The following is a 24424-nucleotide window of genomic DNA, read 5'->3' on the forward strand; positions in this document are numbered from 1 at the left end:
CGACGGTGCCGTCGTACGTGGATCAAGACACGGCGACACGCGGTCCACCGTTGGGGGTGAAGCCGTACCGCCGGGCAATCGATGTGCTGACGGGTTGCCAAGCGAGCGAGGCGAGAACCGGTTCGATCTTGTGCCTTCGGCACCAGGACACCACCTCGTCGACGCCGTTGATCAAGGGGAGATCCTCAAGCCAGAGGTTCTAAGCGAACATCCTCAAGAGACCGCCAGGCGTGACCATCCCAGAGCCAGCCGCGGCCCGATCCCTCGTGCACGACCCACAAGTGAGTGAATGCCGGGTCCAGCGTCGGAGACTCGGTTGGCAGGCCGAAGCCGTTTTCGCCGTCGTCGTCCCAAGACGGCGGCCGGTGGCTGAGCGCGCGCTCGATGGCGAATGGGGTCGCGCCATCGATCCAGACGAACAGGTGGCGCTGCGGTGCGCCTGACGCGTTGAGTTTTCCCGCATTGTCGGTCGTCACCGCAAGCGCCTCGCTCAATAGCGCGACAGCCTCGTTGCTGCCGGATGCGCTACCACCGTCGCCAACCGCGACATACACGCGGTGTTGGTGATCCGGATCACGCGCCGCCGAATCCGGTGATGCCAGAGCGCGCTCGACTTTCATCTGAAGCAACGCGCGGTAGAGATCGGCGTGCTCGCCGCCCTGGAGTAGGTGCCGCTGCGCCCGCTGATCGAAAAAGGAATCCAGCCCGGCCTGCTCAAGCTGAGCGACAAGCGGACGCACTCGCTGCTTCAAGGTCTTGAGCCCAGGAGCCGTCTGCGAGGTCAAGACCAACCAGCATGCTCGAAGCGGCGTGCCCGTTACCGGAGACTTGTCCGACTCGCTCAATGCTCGCAACCCCCTCCGCACATCCTCGTCCGTAACCCGAGTCACCTCGACCGCGATCGAACCGTCTTGGGAGCGGTAATCCACTCCCCCGTTCTTGTCCGAGTGATCGAGCGAGATGCCGAGCTCGCGCTGAACGATCTCCTTGGCGCGGCGCTCGTTGAGCCGTTCCTTATTCATCTGCAGATCTCCTGACGTCGAGCACACGGTACCTAGACCGAACATCTCTTGGCTGGCCGCACAGGTTCGAGTGCGCGTTGCCCGCGAGCCGGTCGGCTACCGAACCTCTCGTGTCCGTTAGTCGACCGGTCATTGAGACGGCGAACGGCCAACTAATACCGGTCGGCCGTTCACTGTCGATCCCGAGCTCAGTGCACGGGTCGGAAGAAGTCTCCGTACGCAGGTTCGGTGGGCATGCCGTCGAGGCGGGCTTGCACGAGTGCCGCTAGTTCATTCGGTGGCGTCAGCCCCCGACGTCGCCACTCGGCTGGATCCCGCCGAGCGAGCTCAAAAGACCAAGTTCGGTCGTGCCTCATGGCAGCGCCCGGGGCTTCGGGCGCACACGCTTATCCGAACCCAGCACCGACCCAACTAGGTGACTCATGTCGATCGGTCGTGTCGGCGGCAGATGCAGGTCCGCGGGTTCGATGCGGCGGTGTGTCGGCGAGTGCGGCACGGCAGCCCTTCCCTCGCTAAGTAATCTGATGTGTGAGCGGACACTGTTTTACTCAACACTTGCTCTCATGGCAAGTCGACCGGCTCTGGTATACGATGTACACATGCCAGTACCGAAGCCCACGAAGACTGCGACTCCACGAACCCTCCTCCGAGACGTCGTGTACGCCCAGATGCTCGCGGCGATCCAAGACGGCACGCTCGAACCCGGGGAACGCCTGAACGACGACCAGCTCACCGCCTGGCTCGGCGTCTCACGCACCCCCGTCCGCGAAGCGATCGCCCGACTCGAGTCAGAAGGACTCGTGGAGATGGCCGCCAACCGGTACACCCGCATCGCAAACCTCTCGGGTGCCGCGCACGACGAAGCAGCGGAGCTCCTCGATGCTCTCCACGGCGGAGCGCTTCGACGAGCAGAGGCCGCACCAGCCAGCGCGCGACGGGCTGCTGCCCAGGCAGCCCGCGAGGCAGAGCGCGGCATCACCAGTCACGACATCGCCGCATACCGGACGCTCCTCGACGCCATCGGAGCACTCGTCGCCGCTAAGAGCAATGCGCTGTACGCCGACACCGAGCGAGCAGTCCGCGGACGAGTCGTCTTCCACGCCGCCGCGCAAGACGCGCACATCGACTGGGCCCGCGCAACGGAAACGGCAACGGCTCTCGCCTCAGCCTGAACCGATGGCTTCAGCGCTCTATAAGACAATCCTCCAGTGGAGCGGGAGAAGTGGGACACTCGCCGAATGACCGATGCCGCATCCGAGAATCTCACTCCAGGAAGCGATCAGAACTGGGAGGTCCTGCATACCGGCCTCGCCGCTGACCATCTCATCGCATTGGGCCACGTTGCCTACTGGTCTGCCCGCATTGACAGCACCCTTCCCTTGCTCGCTGCCGCTCTCATCCGCACCTCGAGCAGATCGTTCACCGCGAAAGAAGCGCAGGTGCAAGGTATGACCTTCACCGCGATTTTCGAGAAGACGACCGCGCTGATCGGCGAGCTCGCCGTCGACGACCAGGTGCGCCGCATGTTCGAGGAGGACGCGAACGCCATCTTCGCGGCAATGCAGGACCGCAACCACCTGCTGCACGCCTACTGGCTAAGAGGCCCCCGAGAGCCAGCGATCGCGCAGCGCACGAGGAAGAATGGGACAACCAGGACCGAGTTCACAGCAGCCGACGTTGAACAAATCGCGGTCAGGCTCGCCACACTGAGTGATCGTCTCTGGCTGACCTACGCTATCGCGGAGGGGATCCTGCACCCCCTCGAGATCAGCGACGACAGCACCTGAAGGAGCGGCATGGGCAACCCAGCATGGGGTAACGGCTTCCACAAAGGAGTCGGAAAAGGACGCATCGAAGGTGTGCTCATCGGCGTTGCGATCAGCGTCGCGTCCGCCGGGATCACCGCCGGCGGTCGATGGTTGGCGAAGCGGCGGGGCTCGGAGCCCCAAAACCCAGCGACCGATCATCGACCGTCAACGGACCCAGCAGACGACTCCACGGACGGCGACGTGCGTTGAGCTCGAGCCGCTTCCGCCGCTGAAGCACCGAGGCGTGGTTTCACACGGAGCCGCATCCAACGAGTTGCGCGGGGAGGAGGAGGGAAACGGAAGTCGCACCAACGGTCTCCTCAGAGAGCGGCCGCGTCAGTTTGCGGCCACTCCGCTCGAACCGCTGGCGCTCGGCGGTCATCGACAGCTCAGACACCCCATGGGCTGAGGCGTCCACCGTTCGCATCTTGAAGGGACTGCATGAACGAGACACCTGACGCGGCATCCGACGGCGGCGAGCTTGAGCGGCGCCGCGCGCGCCGGACGGACAGTGTCGAGGACATCGCCGCGGCGAGTTTGCAAGCGCTTGCCAGCGCGATCCCGGTGCTGGGTCCGTTCCTCGCCGCCGGTGTGCAAGTCGCCGCGGGATCTGCGCAGATGCGTCGCCTCCGCCGCGATGTCGACGATGTACGCGCAGATCTCGACGCGGCAATCAGGGATGGCCGAATCCAGAACCCTGATGAGACCGTGCAGTCCGAGAGTTTCCTCGCCGACCTGCAGTTCGTGCTGCAACGCAGCTCCGAGACGAAAAACGCGCAACGGCGAGCACGACTGCGGCGGGCGCTGGTTGCCGGAGCCGCTGCCGAAACCGTCAACAGCGAAACCGAGCTCCGGGTTCTCGATCGGCTGAATGAGACACACGTGAAGCTGCTCCGAGTACTTCACGACGACACGACGAAACGGAACCCGCGAGGTCAGGTCGCGTTGTCGACCGCGGCGGCGGCCTTCTCCGGCAAGCGGTACGCGCACGCGTACGAACCGCAAGTTCGCGCGTTGACAGCAGAGCTGTCAGCGCTCGGCCTGGTGTTTGTGGACCAGCAACCGGAGCTGGACAGCGACGAAATGGGCGACGACGGCAGCATCGCCAACCGCGAGGTCACCATCTACGAGTGGTACAAGCTCACTCGCCTCGCTGAACGGGTGATCCGGTACATCGCGGACGAGGACGTCCCGCCCGAATCGGGCGATGGTGCGATGGCAGGGGACCGTCCGTCGGCTGGTTCGCCTGGCCGACCGTGAACTGCGCGGCCTCCAACGATCGGCACCCGAACACACTAGCCAAGCGGCGGGCACGCCAGTCTCGATAGCTGATCGTCAACCGGCCACTTAGGCACTCGGACGCGATCCGCGGCGACCTGCGCCGATGAACGGTCTGTGACTGTTCGCGCTGTCTCGCATGTTCTTGTCTACGCTGGCTTGCCGAGGGGGCGCCGGCGCAGCGGGTCGTGTCGGGATCAAACAACGCCGTTCGGTTCGCCGTTGAACTTCCAAGGGTCGTTCTGGATGTGCATGTTCACGAGACGGGGTTCCGGTAGATCGTCCGGGACGCGGTGCTCATCGCCAGGGTGACAGTAGAGCCATTGGCTCGAGTGTCCGATCGTGTGTTCGTTGAAGAAGCGTTCGTACGCGGTGGTCCCGACCGGGATGAAGCTGTCCCACAGCCCCTGGTGCACCTCTTCGACGGGCACCCGACCGTGGAATGGCGTCGGGTCTCCCATGATGAGTCCAAGCTTCCGCGTCAGGGGCATCATGATGCCCCAAGCGGTCATATACCCGACCCCTTCCCACTCGTTGGCATCAGGCTGTGCGACCAAGCTCACAGGGGAGTCTGAGGTGATGAGCGACCGACGGTCGAATCGGACCAACGTCCATGGCCGTCCGATTAGGTACTTCAGAAGTCCGTCGGCCGTCTTCAACATCTGTTCGGCGAACTCGCCATGGCTGACTTGTACGGGAGGTCCCTCGGGACGCATGGCTTCATCCCACAGCTGCTGCACCTCTTCGTCGGGCACGGTCCGACCGTCGCGCTCTAGTCGAGCCTTGAATCGTTCTCGACCTCCGAAGCCGATTTCGAGCCGGGCGGCGAAAGCTGCGAGCGAGTCCGCCGTTCTCCTATTCACCTGTGTGCGAGTCGACTGCAGCGCGATGAAGTACCCCAGGGAAGTGCGATCTGCGACGTCGAGTGGCCAACAGCCCTCCACGATGAGACGCAGCACGGCAGCAGCCGCTCCCTCAACCTCGGACAAGGCTCGCTCCAAGACATCGTCGCCCTCGGGATGACCGGGGAGAGCGTAGAAGTCCGTCTCAACGGATGCATCGCGGACTGACTGTCGGTACCGGCGTTTGCCAGGCAAAGCGATAGTGCGAAGTGTCTCACCATCCGCGAACCCGCGGAGGTAGAACTGCGGGACGGTGTGGTGCCGTCGAGCGGGGGGAACCGAGGACATTTGCCCATGCTGCCCGGTAGCACCGACAGGCCTTGCATGATCATGGTGGCAGCACCTGGCACGTCCGGCTGAAGTACACCCCAACTTGACGTCAAACGTTGGCCTCGACTCGCGTCCGAATAGGCTCTGGTTCGACCTTCTCTGATGCCGACGACTGGTGGTCTCAGACTCCAACCTGACAGGTAAGGGTCGGAAGCTCAGCTCGACCCCGCACGATCTCAGGCCTCACCCTAAAGCTCGTGTCGTCTCGGTAAGCGATGGCTCAGTCGACGTGGAAGTCTTTGGAGTGCTCCCCATCGCCGTCGACCCAAGAGACTCGGAGAATGCTCTCTCCACCGCCCATCGTGTACAGCGTGTTGATGCGTCGTGTCTGCCCATGGTGGATGACGGTTGCATCTTCTGATGCCGCAAGGTGCAGGGAGGTCGGTTGGCCAACCGAAGCGAACCGAACGCCCTCCGCGTCCGCCGTTCCCGTGTTGGTTACCTCGATCCAGTGACGCGTCCGGTTCTTCGGCTTGCCCTTGCTGTCGTAGGTGACATCACGCTCTTGTTTTGGTTGAACGAGGAAGTCGATCGCCGTCGGATTGGTTACCTGCGGAGACTGACTGATCGACATCGCTGCGATGTCGTGCTCGATCGCCTTCCAAACCTCGTGCTCGAGCTGGCTGACGTTGCTGTACTCGCCGAGCAGCCCTCTAGTTAGCATGTCGCTCCGGAAGGCACGAACAGCTTCGAGCTGATCGATGTCGACGTTCGAGGGCAGGTCAGCGGTTGAGAAGTAGAGGTGCACTGGCTTCCCTGCCTCGAGCGCTCGGTCGATCTCCTCTGCGGTGCCTGAGATGGCGTCTGGCGTCGCGGACCCCATCCGTCCAGCGAACATCGCGAAGACCACATCTGATTTGTCAACGCCTTGAGAGTTGATGAGGCGTTGGGGGTGCCCTCCAAGGACGGGAACTGCCGAGGTTTCCCACCGCCACGGCTGCAGGATGACCGCTTTGTTTTCAGAGTTAGCGTCGTTCCAGCTATGAATGGCGCGTTCAACTGCATCTCGGGCTTCATTCACATCGGATGGCGAAGCAATCATCACTCGGAGGACGGTGGCCACATAGGTCATGGCCGCAATCTACCGCCGGCCTCCGACGCTGACGGCGAGCTCCAGCTACCGGTGCTTAGGTGATGTCCGTTACCCGGTCCTTGAGCGGACCTGCCAGCGTTACCTGCTCGCACCATGATGTCTTCTGTCTCAGATGACTGGTCCGGTGAGGTTCTCGATGAGGGCCCGGTATGAGAACGTCGGTGCCGGCTCCTACTGTCGCGGTCATGGGTCGTCGTCGTTCGGATCGTTGGGTGCCCGGTTCGCCGTTCTCGCTCGAGGAGGATGCTCGCGGTACGGAGGTGCGTGACCTGTCGGAGCCGTTGCCGGTGCATGCGTGGTTCCAGCTGCCCGATCGTCTGATTCGTCGAAGTGACGCCCAGGCGTATCGCCTTACGCGAGACGCGGTCTGGGTAGAAGCCGGGCGCGGTGAAACCAAGCTGGCGGCCTGGCTCTGGCGCAGTTCGGTGAAGCACCGACAGCAGGTTGGTGCGACGCCATCGTGATTGACTAGCGTCCTTCAGCTGGGCAGGTTGTGGCGGAGGTCGTAGCCGGTGTCGGCGAGGAACTGCAGCCTGTTCCGCACCTCGTCGAGGGATGCCGTGTCGTCGGCGTTGCGGTAGTCGGCGCGGAGGAGCGTGTTCGCGCTGATGATGTCGTCGGTGCGGTCCGTGTAGCCGGCGGCGGCCGCGGTGAGGAAGATGGTGGGGTCGGCGGGGCGGATGAGTTCGGTGCCGGCGAAGCCGATCGTGTCGGGTTCGAAGCCGAGCGCGGCCATGTCGACTTCCTGCTCGGTGAACGCGACGACCCGGTACGGCATCTCGCGCTTGCTGATTGCGGGGTAGCCGGGGCGGTCGGAGATGGCGCGGCCGGAGATGCGACAGCCCGCGTTGATGAGCCGCTCCGCCTGCTCGACCAGCGGCAGGTCGGACGTCCACCGGTTCCTCACACCGCCTGGTCCTGGGTAACACGCGATCACGAAGTCCACGAGCCCACCCACCTGCCGCGACTCCCACCCGATGTCGGTGCGATGCACGCGTCTCCCGAGGCGTGCGAGCCCGTCGTCCACCTGCCCGGCAGTTAGACCGGCCCGGACGAGCCGGTCGAAGGTGGCGCCGTTGACGGCGAGCATGCGGGCGACGGCGAAGGTGACGTAGATGGGGGCGGCGTCCTTCCACCGTTCCTTTGTCCCGAGTGCTTGTCTGCCGTTGATCCAGACGCGGCGTCGGTCGACGTCGACCAGCAGCACCGACGCGGTCTGCTCTGCGAGCGCTATCTGCGTCGCGGTCACGGTCCGAGGTGCCAGGAGGAGCAGTTCAGCATCAGTCGTGTCGTCGTCGCGGGGGCGTTGGGTGAGTGTTGGGAAGCGTGCGCGTCGGCCGTCGGCGAGGCGGATCGTGTCGTGCGCCTCCACGACCGCGCGAAGCCCAGCGAGCTTCAGGACCGAGAGGGTGTCCGTGAGGTCAATGGTGTCGCCAAGCCCGTACGGCAGCGTGATCTGCGGCCGGCCCGCGTATGCGGCTGCGACCCATTCAAGCCCGGCCCCCATCAGTTGCGGCCCTCCGAAGTGTCGGGTTGGGTGAGGGCGATGAGCCAGCGGGTCTCTTCAAGGAACGGTTCCCAGCCGTCGCGGGTGTCGCCGTGTGCTGGTTCGCAGATGTTGCCGGTGTCGGTGCTTCGGATGAGGACCTGCCGCAGCTCGGTGCTGGGTGGGTCGCGGAAGAAGACGTGCCCGTGCACGCCGGTGACGTCGTAAGCGACGCTGAGAAGGAACAGGTCGGGCCGGCGGGTCAAGGCCGCCACCGTCGTCCGCGGAACAGAGCGATGATCGTCGTCAGAGGCCGGCCTTCCCGCATCCAGTCCAGCGGCGTCAGAACCCGGTCGTCGACTGCAAGGGAGTCCAGGGGCGTGGTCATGAACTCCGTCATCGCCGCGGCATCGAGGAGCGGTTGTGGTGCTGCTGCGTAGAGGACGTCCAGGCCTGGCAGCAGTGAGGATGGGTCGCCGAACTTGGGGAGGGCGGGCTTGACGAGTTGCCAGTCGGGGATGCGTTCTTCGCCGTCGAGGTCGAAGCTCGTCAGCCGGCACGAGTCGAACAGCTCACCCACCTCGTCGATGCTGATCTGCAACGCGGCTGCGACTTCTGGCTCGGTGAGGGTCGTGTCGAGGAGGTGCCGGCGGATGCGCGCCTGGGTGGTCTGCCACCAGTCCTCAGGAACTTCTGCCGGTCCGACCGCGGAGTGTCCGGGTGCGCGTGGGATTTGTCGGCCTTCGTCGGCGTACGCGGACAGCTGCTCGCGGGTGACTTCACCGCGGGCGTACATCCACAGCTGCGACTGCCACGGCATGTCATCCGGGAACCCTTCCAAGTAGCCGGAGTGGATGACCGCTCGGACGGCTTTCTCCCGCTTCGCGATCTCGGAGGCGGGGATGAGGAGGGTCTGCACGATGCGGTTCGCTTCCCGCACCGCCGGCACACTGAAGTCCGACAGGACCGTGTTGGTCCTGTCGTAGAGCTCAAACCCGGGCTCCTTGTCGATTGGGCGGACGAGGATCTGCGCCAGGTGCGCATCCGGGTTCTCGGTGTCCTCGAGGAGCACGTGCCCCCAGAGGACCCGGTCGTTCGACAGGTGCAGGGACACCAGACGCATCATCAGCAACTACCTCCAAAGCAATGGGCGTGAGCGGGGCAGGGTCAGGGCTGCGGGAAGTCGGCCGTGGTGCGGCCGATGCGTTCTGGTGCGTAGCCGAGGAGGAACCGCATGATGCGGTCCGCTTCGACCATCGCCGGAACCGCCGGAGCCTGACCGTCCGGGTCGACGTTGGTGAGGCGGAACCAGGGCGATTCGTCGGCGTGGTCGATGAGGACCGTGGCCGGCTTGTCGTCGGGATGGTTCGGGTCGGTGAACATGACGGAGCCGAAGAACCGGGTGTCGTCGTACGCCAACGTCAACGACAGCAACTGCAAGGTCATCTGCGGGCTCTCGTCAGCCGCTGCCGGGGTGCCAGCGGAGGTCATGGGCGAGGTCGGACCGGAAGTGCAGCAGCTGCCGGAGCCCGTTCACCGCATCCGTGTTCGCGGTGACCCAGCTGTCTTCGTAGAGGACGTGCGCGGTGATGAAGTCGTCCGTGCAGCACCCCTCCGCGCCGGTGAGGACGGTGGTGTCCTGTGGGATGACGACCGACACCGTCGCCTCATTCACTGTGGCGGGCTCGTAGCCGAGCGCGGTCATGTCGGGGTGCTGGGCGAAGAACGCCGTCAGCCGGTCCGGTGGGACGAAGACGCCGGACTGCTGCGCCGCCCACCGGTCCGACATCACCCCACCCAGGCTGATGAGCTGATCTGCTTGCTCGTCGATGGTGATGTCGCGGCGCCAGCAGGTGCGGACCCCGCCGTAACCCGGGTACGCCGCCAAGGCCCAGTCGACCAGCGCAGGCCGGTCCCTGGTCTCCCATCCAATCGGCGTGTGGAACACATGCGTCCCGAGAGCGGGCATCGCGGCACGCACGTCGTCGAGTGAGATGCCGATGCGGTCCGCGATAGCGCGCGTGCCGCCGCCGTGCAGAGCGATGGTGCGGGCGATTGCAAACACGGTCCGCCAGCCAGGTGTCGCATCCCGCTCCATCGACGACCCGTGCACCTGCTTGCCGTTCGCCCAGACACGTTGCCGCTTCCCGTTCACGACCACCAGATCCGGGTACCGGCGGGCGAGCGAGAGCACGCCGCCTTCGGAACCGCCGGGGATAACGATGAGGTCCTCGGTCCGTTCGGCTGGTGTGCCGTCGTCGTTGATTGTCGCGGTCGGGTTCGGGGTGGACAGGAACCCGGACCGGCCGTCCTCGAACCGGAGCCGGTCGAACGCCTCCACACGAGCGGGCATCCCCGCAGCCGCTAACGCGACCAACGTCTGCGTGATGTCGATCGTCCATCCGAGCCCGAACGGCAACGACAGGATCGTCTGCTGATGCCGGATGTCCTGCACCCACTGCCGATCACTCATCAACGCCGCCCCCGCCCGGCCTTGGCTGCCGAGGCGCATCGCGGCCAGCGAGCCGCGGGTCGTCTTCGGAGAGCCGCTCGAGCCCGAGCCCGGACGCGTCGAGGATCGCGTTCTCGGACTCCTCGGTGGCGACGAACGACCCGATCTGCGCGTTGACCGCGACAAGAGTCCCGATCCGACTCCGCGCGTCCAACACGACCGCGGCGACCTCCTCAGCCGTGCAGTCAGACGTGAGCTCCGGCTTCGTCGGGTGCAGGGCAGGGAACTCGAGCTGCTGCACCGGCGGATGCCACTTCACCCCGACCCTGAGCACGCGGCCGTCCTCGTCGTTACGGTAGAATATCGACCCGAACGGGTGCCCCATGTCGAGGGTGAGCTCCGCCCCGTAGAGGGTCCAACCGTTGGCCGCGTAGGCGGGATCCCAACGCTGCACGATGAGCGCCCCGACCCCCATCTTCAGACCGGGGATGAGCGCTTGACCATCCTGGACGTCAGCGTAGAGGGCCGTCAGGTCCGTGGAACTCTGGTCGCGCAGGTCCGACAACGGGATGCGCGCCATGCCGCGCATTGCGGCGAGCTGCCGATGCTGCGTGAAGTTCAGCCCCAACTGGTCGGAGGCCTCGCTCATCTGTTGGCCTTCTTTCGGGCGGCCCCTGTGTTGCAGGAGCGTCGAGCCGAAACGGTGGCAGCACCGTCGGGGTGAAGCGCGGTATGGAGCATGCTTTGCACGCTAGGAGAGCGCTTCACATGAGGGAACCGTTTCACCGGTGCCCGGGTCCAAAAACAGGAAAGTTGGCAAGGACGCGGTTCGGTCGTGTGACTGGCCTCCCTTGCCTTCACGGCTTCCGTACAATTGGTTCGTGAAAGCCGAGGTATTAGTCAAACAGACAAAAACCGGCGCGTTAGGCGCAGTCGCGACGAGACGCGGTGCGTGCCCAGGCTTTGAACTTGTAAGCCCGACCGCGCACGGTCAGCGGGCCCTTGGGATCAACGGCTGGCGGACCGCATGACCCGTAGCGATGACGCAGCGGTGAAGCGAATTGAGAAGTGGCTGGAGCGTCTCGATCGGTTTGTGGACCAGCATGGGCATGCTGCGGTACCGCAGCTCTTCGAAGATGAGTCTGGTCAGCGGCTCGGCCGGTGGGTGAAGCACATGCGGTGGCGGTACCGGTCCGGGCGCCTGGAAGCCTCGTCGATCGCAGCGCTGGAGGCGCGCCCTGGGTGGCTCTGGCACGCGTCAAAGCAGAACCGCGGGACACGCGCGGACGGCAGCATCGCGCCGTCCGAGAATCCGCTTGCGCACATGGCGTCGCTGATCGCGTTCGCTAACTCTCACGGTCACACTGCCGTGCCGTATCACAGCCGAGAGCCAGATGATTCGGGTCTGGGTGACTGGGTTCGAAGGCAACGCGCTCACTATCGCGCGGGGGATCTTTCGTCTCGGCGAATCGCGGTACTCGAAGCGGTGCCGCACTGGTCCTGGGAGCAGACGCCCAGGCCGAGTCCGTGGCACGAGACGTACGAAGTCCTCCTGCAGTGGGTGTCCGATCACGGCACCGCCGACCTCTCCCGCCGAGTTGTCGCCCCCTGCGGCCAGCGCATTGGGGAGTGGGTGCAAGCCCAGCGACAGCGCCAGCGACGTGGCCGACTAGCACCCGAACGTATTCAGCTGCTCGAACAACTGCCGGGCTGGTGCTGGGACGCATCCTGGAAGAACGACACCTTCTCAGCGCGACTGGCAGAGCTCGAAGCGCACGCTCGGGAGCATGGCTTAGACGAGCCCCTCCCACCGCAGCTCCGCAGATGGATTGATCGGCGTGTGCTGGACTACAAGCGCGGGCTGCTGAGCGACGAGCGGTTGGCAGCACTCGAAGCGCAGGAATGGTGGAGATGGGCACGACCCTCTCGAAGGAACAGCGCCTTCCGAGAACAGCAAACCGCGCTCGAGCATTGGCTCGAGTCAGAGCGGTGAGCCGACCGGCTCAGCATGGCGCTAGCGCCACCTCGCTCAGGTATGGACCCTGATCCCGGTGAGGATCTTTGGGTTGGTACTAACGAGCGGGGTCTGGACCGAAATGAGGTACGGCGCGGGGGCGTGATCGCGCTGTCTGCGGACCCGATTCAGGTAGAGACGCTCACCTACCGACTGTTCAGGCCTGCCCGATCCCCCACCATCACCCGGTCGACTTGAGATTCCGGGACGCAGACTTCATGGGCCGAAGCGCAACTCATGCGCCGCTTATCAACCAAATGAAGGAGACACGATGACGAACACCACCAGGACCGCGGCGGCTGACAGCCCACTGGCTGTCACCCTGACGCAACATCTCGCCGACATGCTCTGGCACACCGGGACCACGAGCGCCGAGGCCCTGACGGAGAACCGCGACCGTTTCGAAAGCGACCCCGTCCTGCCCGACCCCGACGACGCCATCTTCGCTGCTGCCTACATGCGGTGGTGCCGCACTGCCGCCGACGCGGTCCTCCTGTTCGCCTACGAGCAGGCCGCCGGACATTCCGCCACCATGCTTTGGGACGTCGACGAGGACGAGCATGTTGTTCTCAGCACTCGGCTCCCGGCGCGCTGATCTCCCCGGTCGCTTTCTTCGCTTCACGTCGTGGAGCGCCGTCCTCGTGTCGCCTTCCACGCTCACCCCGCACGCTCTTCAAAATTGTGCTTGGCGTCCTGGTGGCAGCTTGTCGAACTTGCCTCCTCCTCATCGTCAGCTCCGCAACCCTTGAGCGCCGACGCCCGCTCGATTCGGGGATCACCCTCTCCGACTCGACTCGAGAGACGGCGCTCACCCGAACACACCACGAAGCAATAGGGTTGATGCGCGTTGCGGAGCATCGCTGTCGGTCGTGTGCAGACCGTCGGCCACGGCGCCGACCATGATGGTGAGCGACAGGACGTCGCGGCGGTCGAAGTCGTCCGACACGAGCCCGGCGGCCCTCGCTCGATCGATGACCAGATGGACGTCGGCATCGAAGCGATCGAGGTCGACATCGGAACAGGTCGGGCTGCACCGTGTCATCGCGTCCGTGATCGTCCTGTCGGATTCCCGGAGCTCGAAGAGTCCGAGGAGCAGCGCGCAGAGCGCGGTGCCCGGGTCGGCTTCCCGCGCGGCGCGCGTACTGACGGTGGTGAGATCCCGGGCCTGAGCGGTCGCCACCTCGTTGAGGATCCCGGGCCTCCCACCGAAATGGCGGTGCACCGTTGCTACACCGACGCCTGCTGCACGTGCGATGTCCGCGAGCGGCACCGTCGTACCTCGCTCTGCGAAGCACCTACGCGCCGCCTGGAGTATCAACTGTCGGTTTCGCCGCGCGTCCGCGCGGAGCTCGCCGCCGGGGCCGGTCACCGCTGGAAGGTGAGCGGGCTCCACGACTGCACCGGCGAGGGCGTCGCGAGTCCTGCGGTGAACAACGGGTCCTCGTCCCGGAACGCACGCGCGGCCGGTTCGCTCCGGAACACGGCCATCGCGCACGACCACCCCTCCACCGCCGGCAACGTGCCGATCATCCAGAGGCCCCCGTCCCTGCCGAGGCGATCGACGTCGGCTCGGTGGGTCGCGTAGGCGGCCCGGACGTCGGCGTCCCGGCTGAGCGGCCACCGGTACTGCACCACGAAGAGCGCCGGACGGTCAGGAGGCGAAGCGGGCACCGAGCCCTCCGTCCACGTCCCATGTGGCACCGGTGACGAACCCCGCCTCCGACGAAGCGAGGAACGCCACCACGGCGGCGACCTCCTCCGGTTCGCCGATGCGTCCCAGCGGATGGATGCGCTGGAGGTGGTTCCACGCTTCCTCCGGGTCCTCCATCGCCTGGTACTGGGCGATCATCGGCGGTGTGCGCACGTAGCCCGGGCAGACCGCGTTCACGCGGATCCCGTCATCCGCGAGGTCGAGGGCCATCGACCGGGTGAGTCCGAGCATCCCGGCCTTCGCGGCGGCGTACGGGAAGAGCCCCTTCCTCGTCAGGTGAGCGTGGATCGAGGCGATGTTGACGACGGCTCCGCCCCCGCGGGAGCGCATCCCGGGGAGGGCCGCCTGGACGCACAGCCACGCGGCCTTGAGGTCGACGGCCATCAACGCATCCCAGTCGGCGCTGCGGAGGTGCTCGACGGTGGCTGCGCGACCGACGCCGGCGTTGTTCACGAGGACGTCGACGGGTCCCATCTCGCGCTCCACCTCGGCGAAGGCGTCCGGGATGCGTCGCTCGTCGGCGACGTCGCACTGCACGAAGCGGTGCTCCGGGCCGAGCTGCTCGGCAGCGGCCCGGCCCGTGGACTCCGTCCGGCCGAGGATCGCGACGCGCCACCCTTGATCGCGCAGCGTCGTCGCGATCGCGAGACCGATGCCCTGCGAGCCGCCGGTGACGACGGCCGTCCCACGGGGAGCCGCGTCGCGCATGCTCACGCCTCCTTTGGCAGGTCGGTCGACGCGGCGGTCTCCTTCTGCGCCTCGATGTCCGCGAGGCGCTCCCGGAGTGCATCCGCGATGACCTTCTGCGAGTCGCTGCCGGTGACCAGGCGGAGGGGTGCCGGCTCCTGGTCCACGGAGCCGATGATCGCCGCGGCCACCTTCGCGGGGTCGCTGACGGACGGCAGTGCGGGGTTCTGGATGCCGCGGCTCATCGCAGCGGGCGTGCCGTCGTAGGCGGCCATGGGCTCGGGCAGTCGGGAACTCCCGACGCGGAAACCGGTCGCTGCACTGCCCGGCTCGACGATGGTCACCCCGATGCCGAAGGGCGCGAGGTCCTTCGCATTGGCCTCCATGAACCCCTCGACCCCCCACTTGCTGGCGTGGTAGAGCGACGCGCCGGGGTTCGTGGCCTGGCCGCCGTAGGTCGAGACCTGGATGATGCGGCCGCCGCCCTGTGCGCGCAGGTGCGGTACCGCGGCGCGGAGGATCTGGATCGGGCCGACGAGGTTCGTGCCGAGCTGGTGCTCGATGAGTTCGTCCGTGAGTTCCTCGGCAGCACCGAAGAGTCCGTACCCGGCGTTGTTGACGATGACGTCGACGGTGCCGAGGTCCTGGAAGGCCCGCTCGACGACGTCGCGGATCTGGGCAGTGTCGGTGACGTCGAGCTGCGCGAGCCAGATGCGGTCGCCGTACCGCTCCGCGAGGTCGCCGAGCGATGCCGTGTCGCGGGCGGTGGCAGCCACGCGGTCGCCGCGCTCGAGGAGCTGCTCGGTCATGAGTCGTCCGAAACCGCTGGTGGAACCGGTGATGAACCAGGTGCGCTGAGGCATGGAGGTCGTCCTTTCGGGATGGGCACCGACCGGTGTGGCCGGTGCTGAGAGCCATGCTCGATCCGTGGACCGTCGTCAGGAAGGCCGTGCTCACACCAGTAGCGAGAGGGACAGGATGAGCATCCTGCGGCGTCGCCGCGCTGCGTACGCTCGTGGTCGTGGACACGCACAAGCCCCTCGCCGACTTCCTCCGGGCACGTCGAGAGCTGCTCCGTCCCGAGGACGTCGGACTCCAGCGGGGGGAGCGCCGGCGTGTGCCGGGGCTGCGCCGTGAGGAGGTCGCGATGCTCGCGGGCATCAGCAGTGAGTACTACCTCCGTCTCGAACAGGGACGCGACCAGCACCCGTCTGACCAGGTGGTAGACGCGATCGCGTCCGCGTTGCAGCTGGACGAGGAGAGCCGTGCCCACGTCGCAGAACTCGCTCGCTCCCGGCCGGAACGCCGGCCGCTGCGACGTCGCCGGCCGGAGCGGGTGCCGGATGGTGTCCGCATGCTCGTCGACACGGTGAACGTGCCGGCGTTCGTGATGAACCGCTACCGCGACGTCCTCGCGGTGAACCGTCTGGCGAACGTGCTCGAACCGACCCTGATCGTGGGCGCCAACCGGTTGGTGTCGCTCTTCACCGACGAGGAGGCCCGGACGTCGCACCCGGACTGGAACCAGAACACGGCCAGTGTCGTCGCGCAGTTGCGCGCCGACACTGGCGCTGAGGAGGACGATCCGCAGTTCCAGGCGTTGATCGGCGAGCTGTCGATGAAGAGCGAACGCTTCCGGCAGCTTTGGGCCAGACACGACGTCAGCGTCACCGGTAGCCCGAGCGGGGTCGTCCACAATCGCCAGGTCGGTGACCTGACCCTCCACCGTGAGAAGCTCGCGGTCGTCGGCAGCGCCGGGCTGGTCGTCGTGATGTACCACGCTGCACCGGGAACACCCGACGCGGACAAGCTCGCACTGTTGTCGTCACTCACGTGAGCGACGGCTGATCCCGCCCGTCATCGTCCGTCGTCGATGGCAGCCCGGAGTGCTGTGACGACGGCTGGCAGGAAGTCGGGCGACATGTCGTAGCCCGTGGCGACCAGCGCGAGGCGTCCTGCGGTGGTCGCAGCTCCGAGCATCTGTTCTCCGTCGACCTGCGTGAGCACCAGGGGCCCCCAGAAGGCGTCGACCTGCACCTCCCCGCCGACCGGGAAGCGGAGCACGCCGAGGTTGCTCACGACCACGTCGAGACCGAGCGCCCCACGTGCCATGAAGGCCTCGGCTCGGGCAGCGGTCACACCGGCGTCCATGGCAGCGCCGATGGCGGCCACTGATCGTCCGACCCCGGCAGCACTGCGCGCCGGGGCGAGCGCGGCGACGTGATCGCGGGCCTCGGCCCAGAAGGAGTCTCGGGAACCGGTTCGGCCTCCCGTACGGGCGACGGCGATGAACACGCCTGGACCGTCTGCGGTCCCGACGAACGGCAGCAAGCTGATCGGGCTCATCGTCCGCACGAAGTCGATGCCTCGGGTGCGGGTCGCCGCGCGACCAGCTGCGGCGATGAGTGCGCCGTGCAGCGTCGTCCCGTGCCTGTGGGCCGCACCCAGCAGTCCGGCAGTCGTCGTCTCGTCGAGGGTCTGCGCGTACACAGCAGGTCGACGGCCGTCGAACGGTCGGAACACCGGGAGGGCCCGCAGTTCCTCGTGGGCGAGCGGAGGTGGACCGTCGGGGGGACCGAGCCGGACGACGGCGTCGACGGCGGGCACCCGCGTCAGCGCGGTCTCGCGGGACTCCGATGTCGTCCCCGGCCCGAGTTGCTCGCCGCTGAGCGCGCGAGCCAGGTCGCCGAGGAGCAGTGCACCGGAGAGCCCGTCCGCGAGGGAGTGGACGAACGTCAGCAGCACCGTGGCGCCACGATCCGACCCGTCGTCGTCGCTGATCAGCACGGCGCGGACGGTCGGCGCACCTGGTCGCAGGGTGAACGCGTCAGCCAGTTCCCGTGCTGCTTCCGCTTCCCAGGCGGCGCCGGGCGCTGCACTCCGGACCGGGATCGGCTCGTCGGTCGTGGCGATCGCGGGTCCCGACTCTGACTCCACGACTCGAGCGGCGAACGACGGGTGGTGTTGCTGCAGGGTCGCCAGAGCGTCGTGGAGTCCGGTCGCGTCGATGGTGCCGCGGAAGTGCGCCGCGACCACGAACTGCATCGGGTGTAGTTCGGAGAACCGGTGGTACATCCGCTCGAGCGCTCCGAGCGGACGGAGCAGCGCGTCGGGCGGCACCGGTACCTGCTCGTGCGCGGCCCTGTCACCGAGGTGTGTGTTGTCGTCCACGTACGCTCCCGTGCGTTCGGTGCGGGGACTCGTTCCCAGCACCAGCACGGTACGAAGCGGCGGACCGAGCGCACGTGTCCCAGCCGGGGACACGATCGAGTGAGTCGTCAGCCGCTCCACGCCGCGACCGCTGCGAGGGACGCGCTCGTTCACCCGTTGATGAAGGTGCGCACCTCGACGACGGCCACGTCGAATTCTTCGCCGACTCCGCTGAAGTCCTTCCGCTCGTAGCAGGTGACAAGCGCACGCTCCCACGCGAGCATCATCACCCCGCACTGCAAGCGGCTAGGGGTCGCACCTCCGCCGTCAACGGCTCGTTGTTCCGCGGCGGCAACCAGTGCGTCGACCCACAGGTCTTGCTGCTGGAGATGTCGTCGGCGGAGAGCGGGTTCCGTCTGCCCCAAGCCGATGATGAGCGCCCATCGATCGGGCTCTGCCCGCACGGAGTCGACAGCCACGTCGAACGCAGCGCGGACCGCTGCCAGGCCGGCCTCGTCCGCTGGCCTACTCGCGAGTGCGTCCGCAACGGCGGACCCAAGGGATTCGGTCGCCTGCAGCACGGCGTCCTCCTTCGACGGGAAGTAGCGGAAGAACGTCCGCTCCGACACCCCGACGGCGGCGGCGATCGCGCTGACCGTGGTCGCGGCGTAGCCGACCTCACGAACGAGGCGTACGGCAGCGTCGGTCAGCTCCGCGCGGATCGTCTCGCGCATCCGCTCTCGGACTCCCTTGGGTCGCGCTTCGTCCTTCTGCATCCGGCCATCGTAGAGTACGGTCATTGACTGCCATAGTGGCAGTCACTGCCACCTAGTCATCCGATGCAAGGAGATCCCCATGACCGACACGATCACGATCGGTGAGTACACCGTCTCGGCTCTCGTTGACGGTGAGTCGCATCTACCGCCCTCTGCCTATCCCGGCGCGGACTTCTCGCGGTACCCGGAACTGCTCGACGCTTCGGGGACGCATCGGATCCGCATCGGTGCACACCTCGTGCAAGGACCTACGGGCACATTCCTCATCGACGCCGGCGCCGGTGTGATGTCGATACCGTTCCCACCCGAACTCGCAACCCTCAACGGGTTGGACGCGCCTCCCACCCACCTGGCTGCAGCCGGGTCGCTCCCCGACTCCCTCGCGGCCGTCGGCGTGACACCGGACGAGATCACGAAGGTGTTCGTCACGCACCTCCACCTCGACCACGTCGGATGGGTCATGCACGACGGTGCGCCCTTTTTCCCCAACGCGGAGATCCACTACGGCGCCGAGGACTGGCCCACACTCGTGGACGGAGCTCCTGAGAACGACCCGATCCGGCCCCTCATGGGCGCGGCGGCTGCAGCCGGGATACTCCGGCCCTTCTCGCCCGCCTCGGACGAACTCCTGACCGGCGTCACCGCAACCCACACTCCCGGTCACACGCCGGGACACCGGGCGATCGAGATCGAATCCCAGGGGCAGCGGATCGTCTTCACGGGCGACCTCATCGAACTCCCGGTGCAGCTCGCGGACCGTGACGTCCACTTCATGACAGATGTGGACCGGACCGGGGCCAGCGCCGCCCGTGCCGCCCTCTTCGCGCGCGCGAAGGCGGAGGACATCGTGATCGCTCCCGCTCACCTCACCGCCCCCACCTTCGGCATGATCGCCGCCGACGACACGTGGGTTGACGCCGTGTCCCGTTGACCGTGTGGTCAAGGCGGCCTCCACAGGTTCGACCAGATCGTCCCGGCGGCGGCCGTCTCGCTTGCGGCCACGGCCGCACGGACCAGCCGGATGCAGCGGACCCTCGGAGAGGACTGAGCGACTGACGGGAGGCGCGTCGCGGCGCCGCCACGCACCTCCCGTCCGACGACCGGCCGATCAGGCGTACGCGGTCTCGCTCGCGATGCGACGACCGAGGTGCGCGAGCGCCTCGGCGCTCACCGATCCCGGGACCGCGTGGTACGCGCAGAGCAGGTAACCGGGGGTGTTCGGCACGACGAAGGTCTGGTGGCGCAGCGGGACCTGCCCGTACCCGTCGACGAACGGACGGACGTCCCCGTCGTAGTAGGGGTCGACCTCGTGGCGCTCCCACAGGTCGCGGAACACCGGGTCCAGTGCGCAGAGCCGGGCCGCCGTCGTGTGGAGACGCTCGTCGTACGGGTCGCCGTAGAAGCGCATCCGGCGCGCTGTGCGGTCGGCGAGGTCCTGCCACGTCGGCAGTGCCCGCACCTCCGGGTAGGTGAAGACCACCTCCGGGATGCTCCGGCCGACCTCGAGACCGAGGGGCACCACCCACCTGGCGAGGGCGTTCGACAGCACGACCTCGTGCCGGGAGTTGATGATGTAGGCGGGGGTGTTCGCCCACGAATCGAGGATCGCGGCCATCGCTTCGGTGGACACCGCTGCCTCGGCCGCGGCGATGTCGGAGGGCTGCGCCGAGCTCAGCCGCGTCATGTGCTGCGCCGCCGCATCGTCGAGGCGGAACGCGCGCGCGAGGGCCTGCAACACCTGGTCCGACGGGGCGCGGTCGCGTCCCTGTTCGAGGCGGAGGTAGTACTCCTGGCTGATGCCGGCGAGCCGGGCGACTTCGTCGCGGCGGAGGCCGGGGACACGGCGCCGCGTCAGCGACCGGACGCCGACGTCCTCGGGGCTGGTGGCAGCGCGGCGTGCACGGAGGTACTCGCCGAGTGGTGACGCTGGTGTACCCACGCCTGGTCCTCTCCTCGTCGGCACCGGTGTGGTGGTGCCCATGACGATCCTCGCGCACGTGCAGGACCGGAACGTGCCGACTGTCCCGAGCAGGGACACCCTCGCGATCACGCGGCCCCGTACCGTCTGGCGAGTCCGGAGGGAGAGCCGTGGACAGTCCACCGGTACGACGCGCGCACGTCACCGTCACCGCTCGCTTCGAGCAGACGCCGAGCGAGGTGTGGTCGCGGTTCGTCGACTTCTCCGACGCACATGTCGGCCCCGGCGGGTGGTCGGAGGTCCTCGTGCCCGACGAGAGCCGTTGGGTCCGCCGTGCGTCGGCGGACCTCGGCGTGGTCGAAGAACGGCGCGGCGACAGCATCGACGGCATCCTGGCGTATCGTGCGCGGGTTCCTGGCGGGTCGGCCCAGGACGACCTCGACGCCGTCGTCCGGGTGTCGCAGGACGGGCACGGCAGCCTCGTCACGTGGAGCACCGAGGGCCTCGCGCGCCGATCGGCGGCGGACCGGGAGCAGGTCGGGCGATGGCTCGCGGAACGCCTGCAGTCAGCTGGCGGCCAGGTGCTGCCGCCGCTCACGATGGACGTCTGGCTCGGGAGCTCCCGTCCGATCGCGCGGACCGGTCTCGACGGGACCGGACCTGCCACGTGGTCGCCGACGACCGCGACGCTCATCGCCGGCGAACGCGACGCGGTTCTGGTCGACGCGCTCATGACGGTCGACGAGGCCGACGACCTCGTCGCGTGGATCCGGAGGACCGGCAAGCGCCTCCGCGCGGTCCTCGTGACGCAGGGCCAGGCGGACCACTTCTTCGGGCTCGGGCAGGTGCTCCGGGCGTTCCCGGGAGCCGTCGCGACCGCGGTCGCCGACGTGGCCGAGCAGGCACAGGCGCACACCCGCCCGGCGTTGCGATCGCGCTGGGAGACGTTGTTCCCCGGACGTCTGCCGCCGACGGTCACGGCCCCGACCCCCGCCCCCGCCGGTGTCATCGACCTGGAGGGGCACGCGCTGCAGCTGTTCGACCTCGGCGAGGTCGGCGGACGTCCCGCGAGCGTCGTATCCGTCCGGGACCTCGACACCCTGGTCGGCGGTGACCTGGTGTACAACCGTGTGCACCCGTGGCTCGTCGGTACCGACCGGGCGTCACGTCGTCGGTGGTGGCGGTCGCTCGACGTCGTCGAGGCGCTGCGCCCCTCCTGGGTCGTCGCGGGCCACCGCCACCCCGAGGCAGTGTCGGACGCCGCCGGCCCCCAGGTCGCGGACCTCCGTAGCTACCTCGAGGACGTCGAGATGGCGCTCGGCACGTGCGCGGACCCACAGTCCTTCGTCGCGACCATGACGGACCGGTGGCCGGGCCACGGGAACCGCTCGACGCTGGAGGCGTCGGCGGTCGCGTTGTTCGCGCCCGCTCGGACGATCGTCCCCGCCCAGTTCCCCGACCTGCTCCCCGGTGGGCCGATCCAGGCGGGCGGCGACGAAGACGCCCTCGACTGACTTCGCTCGCCCGCTAGGCTGTCGCCGATCGGGAGGGACGTCGTGGGCGGATCGGAACTCGCAACGCGGCTCCGGACGCTACGGCTTGCGGCCGGCATGACGCTCGAGGCGCTGTCCGAACGGTCCGGCGTGAGCGTCAGGGGCATCAGCGACATCGAGCGCGGCAGGAGCCTCCACCCCCAGCCCCGCACGATCGAGGCGTTGGTGTCGGGCCTCGCCCTCGACGACGCGGCGCGGCGCTGGCTCCGAGCACCACTGATCGCGAGCGGCCCGGACGGCGGGCGGACCGACTTCCGTCCGGCCCGCGTGACGGACTTCACCGGCCGCGGCGCCGAGCTGCACCGACTCGTCCGACTCGTGGACGCTGCCTCGGCATCCGGCACCGCAGCTCCCGTCCGGGTCGTCGTCGTGTCCGGTCCTCCCGGCATCGGGAAGACCGCGCTCGTGACCGAGGCGCTGGCCCACGTCGCCGGGGAGGGGCGTCGTGTCTTCGTCGACCTCGCGGGGCACGGTCGCCCCGCCTCGACCGCGCTGGAGGTGCTGCAGCGGGTGCTCCGCCAGTGCGAGCCCGGCGACCCGCCAGGGACGCTCGTGGCCGCTCGTGCACGGTGGGCCGAGATCGCCACTGACGAACGCGTGCTCGTCCATCTCGACAACGTGTCGGGGGAGGAGCAGGTGCGACCTGTCCTCGTCGAGGGGCGAGCGACCGTCGTCGCCACCTCCCGCCGATCGCTCGCCGGACTCGACGCCGAACGCGTGGTCCTCGACGTCCTCGACGCCGAGGACGCTCGCGTGCTCCTCGAACGTGTGATCCCGGCGGAACAGCGCGACGATCGTTCGGTGGCGGAACTCCTCGCCCTGTGCGACGGGTTCCCCCTCGCGCTCCGGGTCGCGGCGAACCGCATCGCGAGTCGTCCGGCGACCACTGCTGCGGACCTGGTCGTCCGGCTGCGCTCGGCCGATCGTCGGTTGGCGCTGCTCGTCGCGGGGGACGTGTCGGTGGCAGCCGCGATCGCGGTCTCCCATGACGACCTCGATCCGCAGACGTCCGCGGTGTTCCGCACGACCGCCGCACTCGACGGGGTCACCTTCGACGCGCAGGTGGTCGCGGCAGCGCTCGGGGACGACCCGCTCGAGACCGAGGAACGGCTGGAACAGCTCGTCGACCTCGGTCTCGTCGAACAACGCGGTGCCGACCGGTACCGCGTGCACGACTTGATCCGGCTGTTCGCGTCCGACCGCCTGCGAGAGGACGCGGTCGCCGAGCCCTCCGTCCGCGCTCGCCTGGACCGCTGGCTGCTCGACCAGTTGCTCACCGCCGGGTCGGTGTTCGTCGTCCCCGGGCGAGCCCCGGTCTCACTGTCGGGTGCCGACCAGCAGGCGGCGCGGGACTGGATCGTCGCAGAGGTCGACCACTGGTGGCCGGCGTTCCAGCGCGCGGCGGCCGACGGACGACACGAGACCGTGCTCACCCTGACGAGCGTGCTGCAGTGGGTCGCGAACCTCTGGCCCGACTGGGGCAGGTGGTACGAGCTGGACCTCCTCGCGCAGGACGCAGCGAGTGCGACCGGGGACGACGGTGCTGCTTCCGAGATCAGCGGGCACCTCGCGTGGGCGGCTCACATCGAGCGGGCCGATCACCGTCTCGCTGCGCGGCACGCGGTGGATGCCCTGGGTGCGGCCGAGCGTTCCGGCGCAGCGCACCTGGTTGCCTGGGGGCATTACCACGTTGCGTGGGCTGCGCTGGAGCTCGGGGAGGTCGAACGTGCCGAGGCCCACGTGCGGGCTGCAGTAGCGGGCTTCGAGGCCGACCCGGACCCGGTCTTCCTCCACCAGGCGCGCGGCCTCCTCGGCCTCGTGCTCCGGGCGCAGGGGCGGCACGCCGAGTCGGTCGTCGCGCTCCGTGCAACGGTGCAGGGCATCGTCGCCGGTGTCGACCCCGTGGACGAGCGCGTCCGCTACGCCCAGGCCCTCGCACGTGCCGAACTCGCCACGTCGCTCCTCGCGGCGGGAGCCGCCGATGGAGCGCTCGCCGTCCTCGATGCGGGGCTCGGCTCGGTCCCGCTCGACACCGGGACGTCGCTCGGGCTGCTGCTGCGCACACGGGCGGCGGCCCTGACAGAACTCGGGCGACGGCACGAGGCGCTCCGCGACGTCGAACGCGCCCTGGAGGCGATGCCGGCGCGGGTCCGTCCCGCACGCCTGGACGCCCTGCAGCGCGAGCTCGCCATGCTGCGCGACGACCTCACGGGTCCGCCCGGGTGACGGGTGAACGCGAGCGAC

At 67.7% G+C, this 24424-nt stretch carries 26 protein-coding genes; 10 read left to right on the forward strand and 16 right to left on the reverse strand.

The window, feature by feature from the left end; genetic code table 11:
• Positions 1-185: 185 nt before the first annotated feature.
• Positions 186-1022: a hypothetical protein gene (locus DEI95_RS02035; RefSeq protein WP_111059219.1), complete on the reverse strand. Its 837-nt coding sequence runs from the start codon at positions 1020-1022 to the stop codon at positions 186-188.
• Positions 1023-1621: 599 nt separating this feature from the next.
• Between DEI95_RS02035 and DEI95_RS02040 the strand changes: the two genes are divergently transcribed.
• From DEI95_RS02040 to DEI95_RS02050, 3 genes are all read left to right on the forward strand, one after another.
• Complete coding sequence (locus tag DEI95_RS02040; RefSeq protein WP_111059220.1) at positions 1622-2194, forward strand: GntR family transcriptional regulator; 573 nt, start codon at positions 1622-1624, stop codon at positions 2192-2194.
• Positions 2195-2260: 66 nt separating this feature from the next.
• Positions 2261-2809: a hypothetical protein gene (locus DEI95_RS02045; RefSeq protein WP_146243568.1), complete on the forward strand. Its 549-nt coding sequence runs from the start codon at positions 2261-2263 to the stop codon at positions 2807-2809.
• Between the two features lie 462 nt (positions 2810-3271).
• Positions 3272-4090 (forward strand): hypothetical protein, encoded by an 819-nt coding sequence (locus DEI95_RS02050; protein WP_111059222.1) that lies wholly within the window; start codon positions 3272-3274, stop codon positions 4088-4090.
• Positions 4091-4305: 215 nt separating this feature from the next.
• Here the strand turns inward: DEI95_RS02050 and DEI95_RS02055 are convergent, their stop codons facing one another.
• A complete protein-coding gene (locus tag DEI95_RS02055; protein WP_111059223.1) occupies positions 4306-5298 on the reverse strand; it encodes a DUF4238 domain-containing protein in 993 nt (330 codons plus the stop codon).
• A gap of 262 nt (positions 5299-5560) precedes the next feature.
• Positions 5561-6412 (reverse strand): DUF4062 domain-containing protein, encoded by an 852-nt coding sequence (locus DEI95_RS02060; protein ID WP_111059224.1) that lies wholly within the window; start codon positions 6410-6412, stop codon positions 5561-5563.
• Between the two features lie 206 nt (positions 6413-6618).
• Between DEI95_RS02060 and DEI95_RS16400 the strand changes: the two genes are divergently transcribed.
• Positions 6619-6897: a hypothetical protein gene (locus tag DEI95_RS16400; protein ID WP_146243569.1), complete on the forward strand. Its 279-nt coding sequence runs from the start codon at positions 6619-6621 to the stop codon at positions 6895-6897.
• A gap of 14 nt (positions 6898-6911) precedes the next feature.
• Here the strand turns inward: DEI95_RS16400 and DEI95_RS02065 are convergent, their stop codons facing one another.
• From DEI95_RS02065 to DEI95_RS02090, 6 genes are all read right to left on the reverse strand, one after another.
• Positions 6912-7682 carry a hypothetical protein gene (locus DEI95_RS02065; protein WP_146243570.1) on the reverse strand — a complete coding sequence of 257 codons (771 nt, stop codon included), beginning with the start codon at positions 7680-7682 and terminating at the stop codon, positions 6912-6914.
• A gap of 257 nt (positions 7683-7939) precedes the next feature.
• The gene (locus DEI95_RS02070; protein ID WP_146243571.1) at positions 7940-8185 is read right to left on the reverse strand and encodes a hypothetical protein; all 246 of its coding nucleotides are present in this window, start codon (positions 8183-8185) and stop codon (positions 7940-7942) included.
• Positions 8182-8991 carry an antitoxin VbhA family protein gene (locus tag DEI95_RS02075; RefSeq protein ID WP_146243572.1) on the reverse strand — a complete coding sequence of 270 codons (810 nt, stop codon included), beginning with the start codon at positions 8989-8991 and terminating at the stop codon, positions 8182-8184. Before DEI95_RS02075 ends, DEI95_RS02070 begins: the two co-directional genes overlap by 4 nt.
• 95 nt (positions 8992-9086) lie before the next feature.
• On the reverse strand, positions 9087-9365 hold the full coding sequence (locus DEI95_RS02080; RefSeq protein WP_146243573.1) for a hypothetical protein: 279 nt from the start codon (positions 9363-9365) through the stop codon (positions 9087-9089).
• A gap of 13 nt (positions 9366-9378) precedes the next feature.
• On the reverse strand, positions 9379-10392 hold the full coding sequence (locus DEI95_RS02085) for a hypothetical protein (protein WP_146243574.1): 1014 nt from the start codon (positions 10390-10392) through the stop codon (positions 9379-9381).
• Positions 10385-11020: a hypothetical protein gene (locus DEI95_RS02090; RefSeq protein ID WP_111059230.1), complete on the reverse strand. Its 636-nt coding sequence runs from the start codon at positions 11018-11020 to the stop codon at positions 10385-10387. The genes DEI95_RS02085 and DEI95_RS02090 overlap by 8 nt, the downstream gene beginning before the upstream one ends.
• Before the next feature lie 378 nt (positions 11021-11398).
• Between DEI95_RS02090 and DEI95_RS02095 the strand changes: the two genes are divergently transcribed.
• Positions 11399-12364 (forward strand): helicase associated domain-containing protein, encoded by a 966-nt coding sequence (locus tag DEI95_RS02095; RefSeq protein WP_111059231.1) that lies wholly within the window; start codon positions 11399-11401, stop codon positions 12362-12364.
• 292 nt (positions 12365-12656) lie between these two features.
• The gene (locus tag DEI95_RS02100; protein WP_110904232.1) at positions 12657-12980 is read left to right on the forward strand and encodes a hypothetical protein; all 324 of its coding nucleotides are present in this window, start codon (positions 12657-12659) and stop codon (positions 12978-12980) included.
• Positions 12981-13193: 213 nt separating this feature from the next.
• On the opposite strand, the gene DEI95_RS02105 is transcribed toward DEI95_RS02100, so the two are convergent.
• From DEI95_RS02105 to DEI95_RS02115, 4 genes are read right to left on the reverse strand one after another with little or no spacing between them, the layout of a single operon-like run.
• Positions 13194-13778, reverse strand: coding sequence for a helix-turn-helix domain-containing protein (locus DEI95_RS02105; RefSeq protein WP_309146513.1), 585 nt, complete (start codon positions 13776-13778; stop codon positions 13194-13196).
• Positions 13751-14056 (reverse strand): hypothetical protein, encoded by a 306-nt coding sequence (locus DEI95_RS16540; RefSeq protein WP_181436157.1) that lies wholly within the window; start codon positions 14054-14056, stop codon positions 13751-13753. The genes DEI95_RS02105 and DEI95_RS16540 overlap by 28 nt, the downstream gene beginning before the upstream one ends.
• Positions 14037-14804, reverse strand: a complete 768-nt coding sequence (locus DEI95_RS02110; protein ID WP_110904234.1) for an SDR family NAD(P)-dependent oxidoreductase — start codon at positions 14802-14804, stop codon at positions 14037-14039. Before DEI95_RS02110 ends, DEI95_RS16540 begins: the two co-directional genes overlap by 20 nt.
• A gap of 2 nt (positions 14805-14806) precedes the next feature.
• Positions 14807-15646, reverse strand: coding sequence for an SDR family oxidoreductase (locus DEI95_RS02115; RefSeq protein WP_111059233.1), 840 nt, complete (start codon positions 15644-15646; stop codon positions 14807-14809).
• 158 nt (positions 15647-15804) lie between these two features.
• Between DEI95_RS02115 and DEI95_RS02120 the strand changes: the two genes are divergently transcribed.
• Positions 15805-16620, forward strand: coding sequence for a helix-turn-helix transcriptional regulator (locus tag DEI95_RS02120; RefSeq protein ID WP_110904308.1), 816 nt, complete (start codon positions 15805-15807; stop codon positions 16618-16620).
• Positions 16621-16640: 20 nt separating this feature from the next.
• Here DEI95_RS02120 and DEI95_RS02125 read toward each other — a convergent pair whose 3' ends face one another.
• Complete coding sequence (locus DEI95_RS02125; protein ID WP_111059234.1) at positions 16641-17954, reverse strand: hypothetical protein; 1314 nt, start codon at positions 17952-17954, stop codon at positions 16641-16643.
• 149 nt (positions 17955-18103) lie between these two features.
• Positions 18104-18709, reverse strand: coding sequence for a TetR/AcrR family transcriptional regulator (locus DEI95_RS02130; protein WP_220036611.1), 606 nt, complete (start codon positions 18707-18709; stop codon positions 18104-18106).
• A gap of 79 nt (positions 18710-18788) precedes the next feature.
• On the opposite strand from DEI95_RS02130, the gene DEI95_RS02135 reads away from it, so the two are divergent.
• Positions 18789-19640 carry an MBL fold metallo-hydrolase gene (locus tag DEI95_RS02135; protein WP_111059236.1) on the forward strand — a complete coding sequence of 284 codons (852 nt, stop codon included), beginning with the start codon at positions 18789-18791 and terminating at the stop codon, positions 19638-19640.
• Positions 19641-19817: 177 nt separating this feature from the next.
• Here DEI95_RS02135 and DEI95_RS02140 read toward each other — a convergent pair whose 3' ends face one another.
• Entirely contained in the window at positions 19818-20648 is an 831-nt protein-coding gene (locus tag DEI95_RS02140; protein WP_181436159.1) for a helix-turn-helix domain-containing protein, read from the reverse strand.
• A gap of 149 nt (positions 20649-20797) precedes the next feature.
• On the opposite strand from DEI95_RS02140, the gene DEI95_RS02145 reads away from it, so the two are divergent.
• Complete coding sequence (locus tag DEI95_RS02145) at positions 20798-22141, forward strand: MBL fold metallo-hydrolase (protein WP_111059238.1); 1344 nt, start codon at positions 20798-20800, stop codon at positions 22139-22141.
• Between the two features lie 42 nt (positions 22142-22183).
• Positions 22184-24406 carry a helix-turn-helix domain-containing protein gene (locus DEI95_RS02150; RefSeq protein ID WP_181436160.1) on the forward strand — a complete coding sequence of 741 codons (2223 nt, stop codon included), beginning with the start codon at positions 22184-22186 and terminating at the stop codon, positions 24404-24406.
• The last annotated feature ends 18 nt before the right edge of the window (positions 24407-24424 follow it).

Source organism: Curtobacterium sp. MCBD17_008, from assembly GCF_003234475.1.
Lineage (GTDB): Bacteria > Actinomycetota > Actinomycetes > Actinomycetales > Microbacteriaceae > Curtobacterium.

Bases quoted from the DNA above. Each gene is read 5' to 3' on its own strand.
- DEI95_RS02035 (WP_111059219.1), bottom strand. From the start codon at position 1,022: ATGAATAAGGAACGGCTCAACGAGCGCCGCGCCAAGGAGATCGTTCAG.
- DEI95_RS02040 (WP_111059220.1), top strand. From the start codon at position 1,622: ATGCCAGTACCGAAGCCCACGAAGACTGCGACTCCACGAACCCTCCTC.
- DEI95_RS02045 (WP_146243568.1), top strand. From the start codon at position 2,261: ATGACCGATGCCGCATCCGAGAATCTCACTCCAGGAAGCGATCAGAAC.
- DEI95_RS02050 (WP_111059222.1), top strand. From the start codon at position 3,272: ATGAACGAGACACCTGACGCGGCATCCGACGGCGGCGAGCTTGAGCGG.
- DEI95_RS02055 (WP_111059223.1), bottom strand. From the start codon at position 5,298: ATGTCCTCGGTTCCCCCCGCTCGACGGCACCACACCGTCCCGCAGTTC.
- DEI95_RS02060 (WP_111059224.1), bottom strand. From the start codon at position 6,412: ATGACCTATGTGGCCACCGTCCTCCGAGTGATGATTGCTTCGCCATCC.
- DEI95_RS16400 (WP_146243569.1), top strand. From the start codon at position 6,619: ATGGGTCGTCGTCGTTCGGATCGTTGGGTGCCCGGTTCGCCGTTCTCG.
- DEI95_RS02080 (WP_146243573.1), bottom strand. From the start codon at position 9,365: ATGACCTTGCAGTTGCTGTCGTTGACGTTGGCGTACGACGACACCCGG.
- DEI95_RS02085 (WP_146243574.1), bottom strand. From the start codon at position 10,392: ATGAGTGATCGGCAGTGGGTGCAGGACATCCGGCATCAGCAGACGATC.
- DEI95_RS02090 (WP_111059230.1), bottom strand. From the start codon at position 11,020: ATGAGCGAGGCCTCCGACCAGTTGGGGCTGAACTTCACGCAGCATCGG.
- DEI95_RS02095 (WP_111059231.1), top strand. From the start codon at position 11,399: ATGACCCGTAGCGATGACGCAGCGGTGAAGCGAATTGAGAAGTGGCTG.
- DEI95_RS02100 (WP_110904232.1), top strand. From the start codon at position 12,657: ATGACGAACACCACCAGGACCGCGGCGGCTGACAGCCCACTGGCTGTC.
- DEI95_RS02110 (WP_110904234.1), bottom strand. From the start codon at position 14,804: ATGCGCGACGCGGCTCCCCGTGGGACGGCCGTCGTCACCGGCGGCTCG.
- DEI95_RS02115 (WP_111059233.1), bottom strand. From the start codon at position 15,646: ATGCCTCAGCGCACCTGGTTCATCACCGGTTCCACCAGCGGTTTCGGA.
- DEI95_RS02130 (WP_220036611.1), bottom strand. From the start codon at position 18,709: ATGCAGAAGGACGAAGCGCGACCCAAGGGAGTCCGAGAGCGGATGCGC.
- DEI95_RS02135 (WP_111059236.1), top strand. From the start codon at position 18,789: ATGACCGACACGATCACGATCGGTGAGTACACCGTCTCGGCTCTCGTT.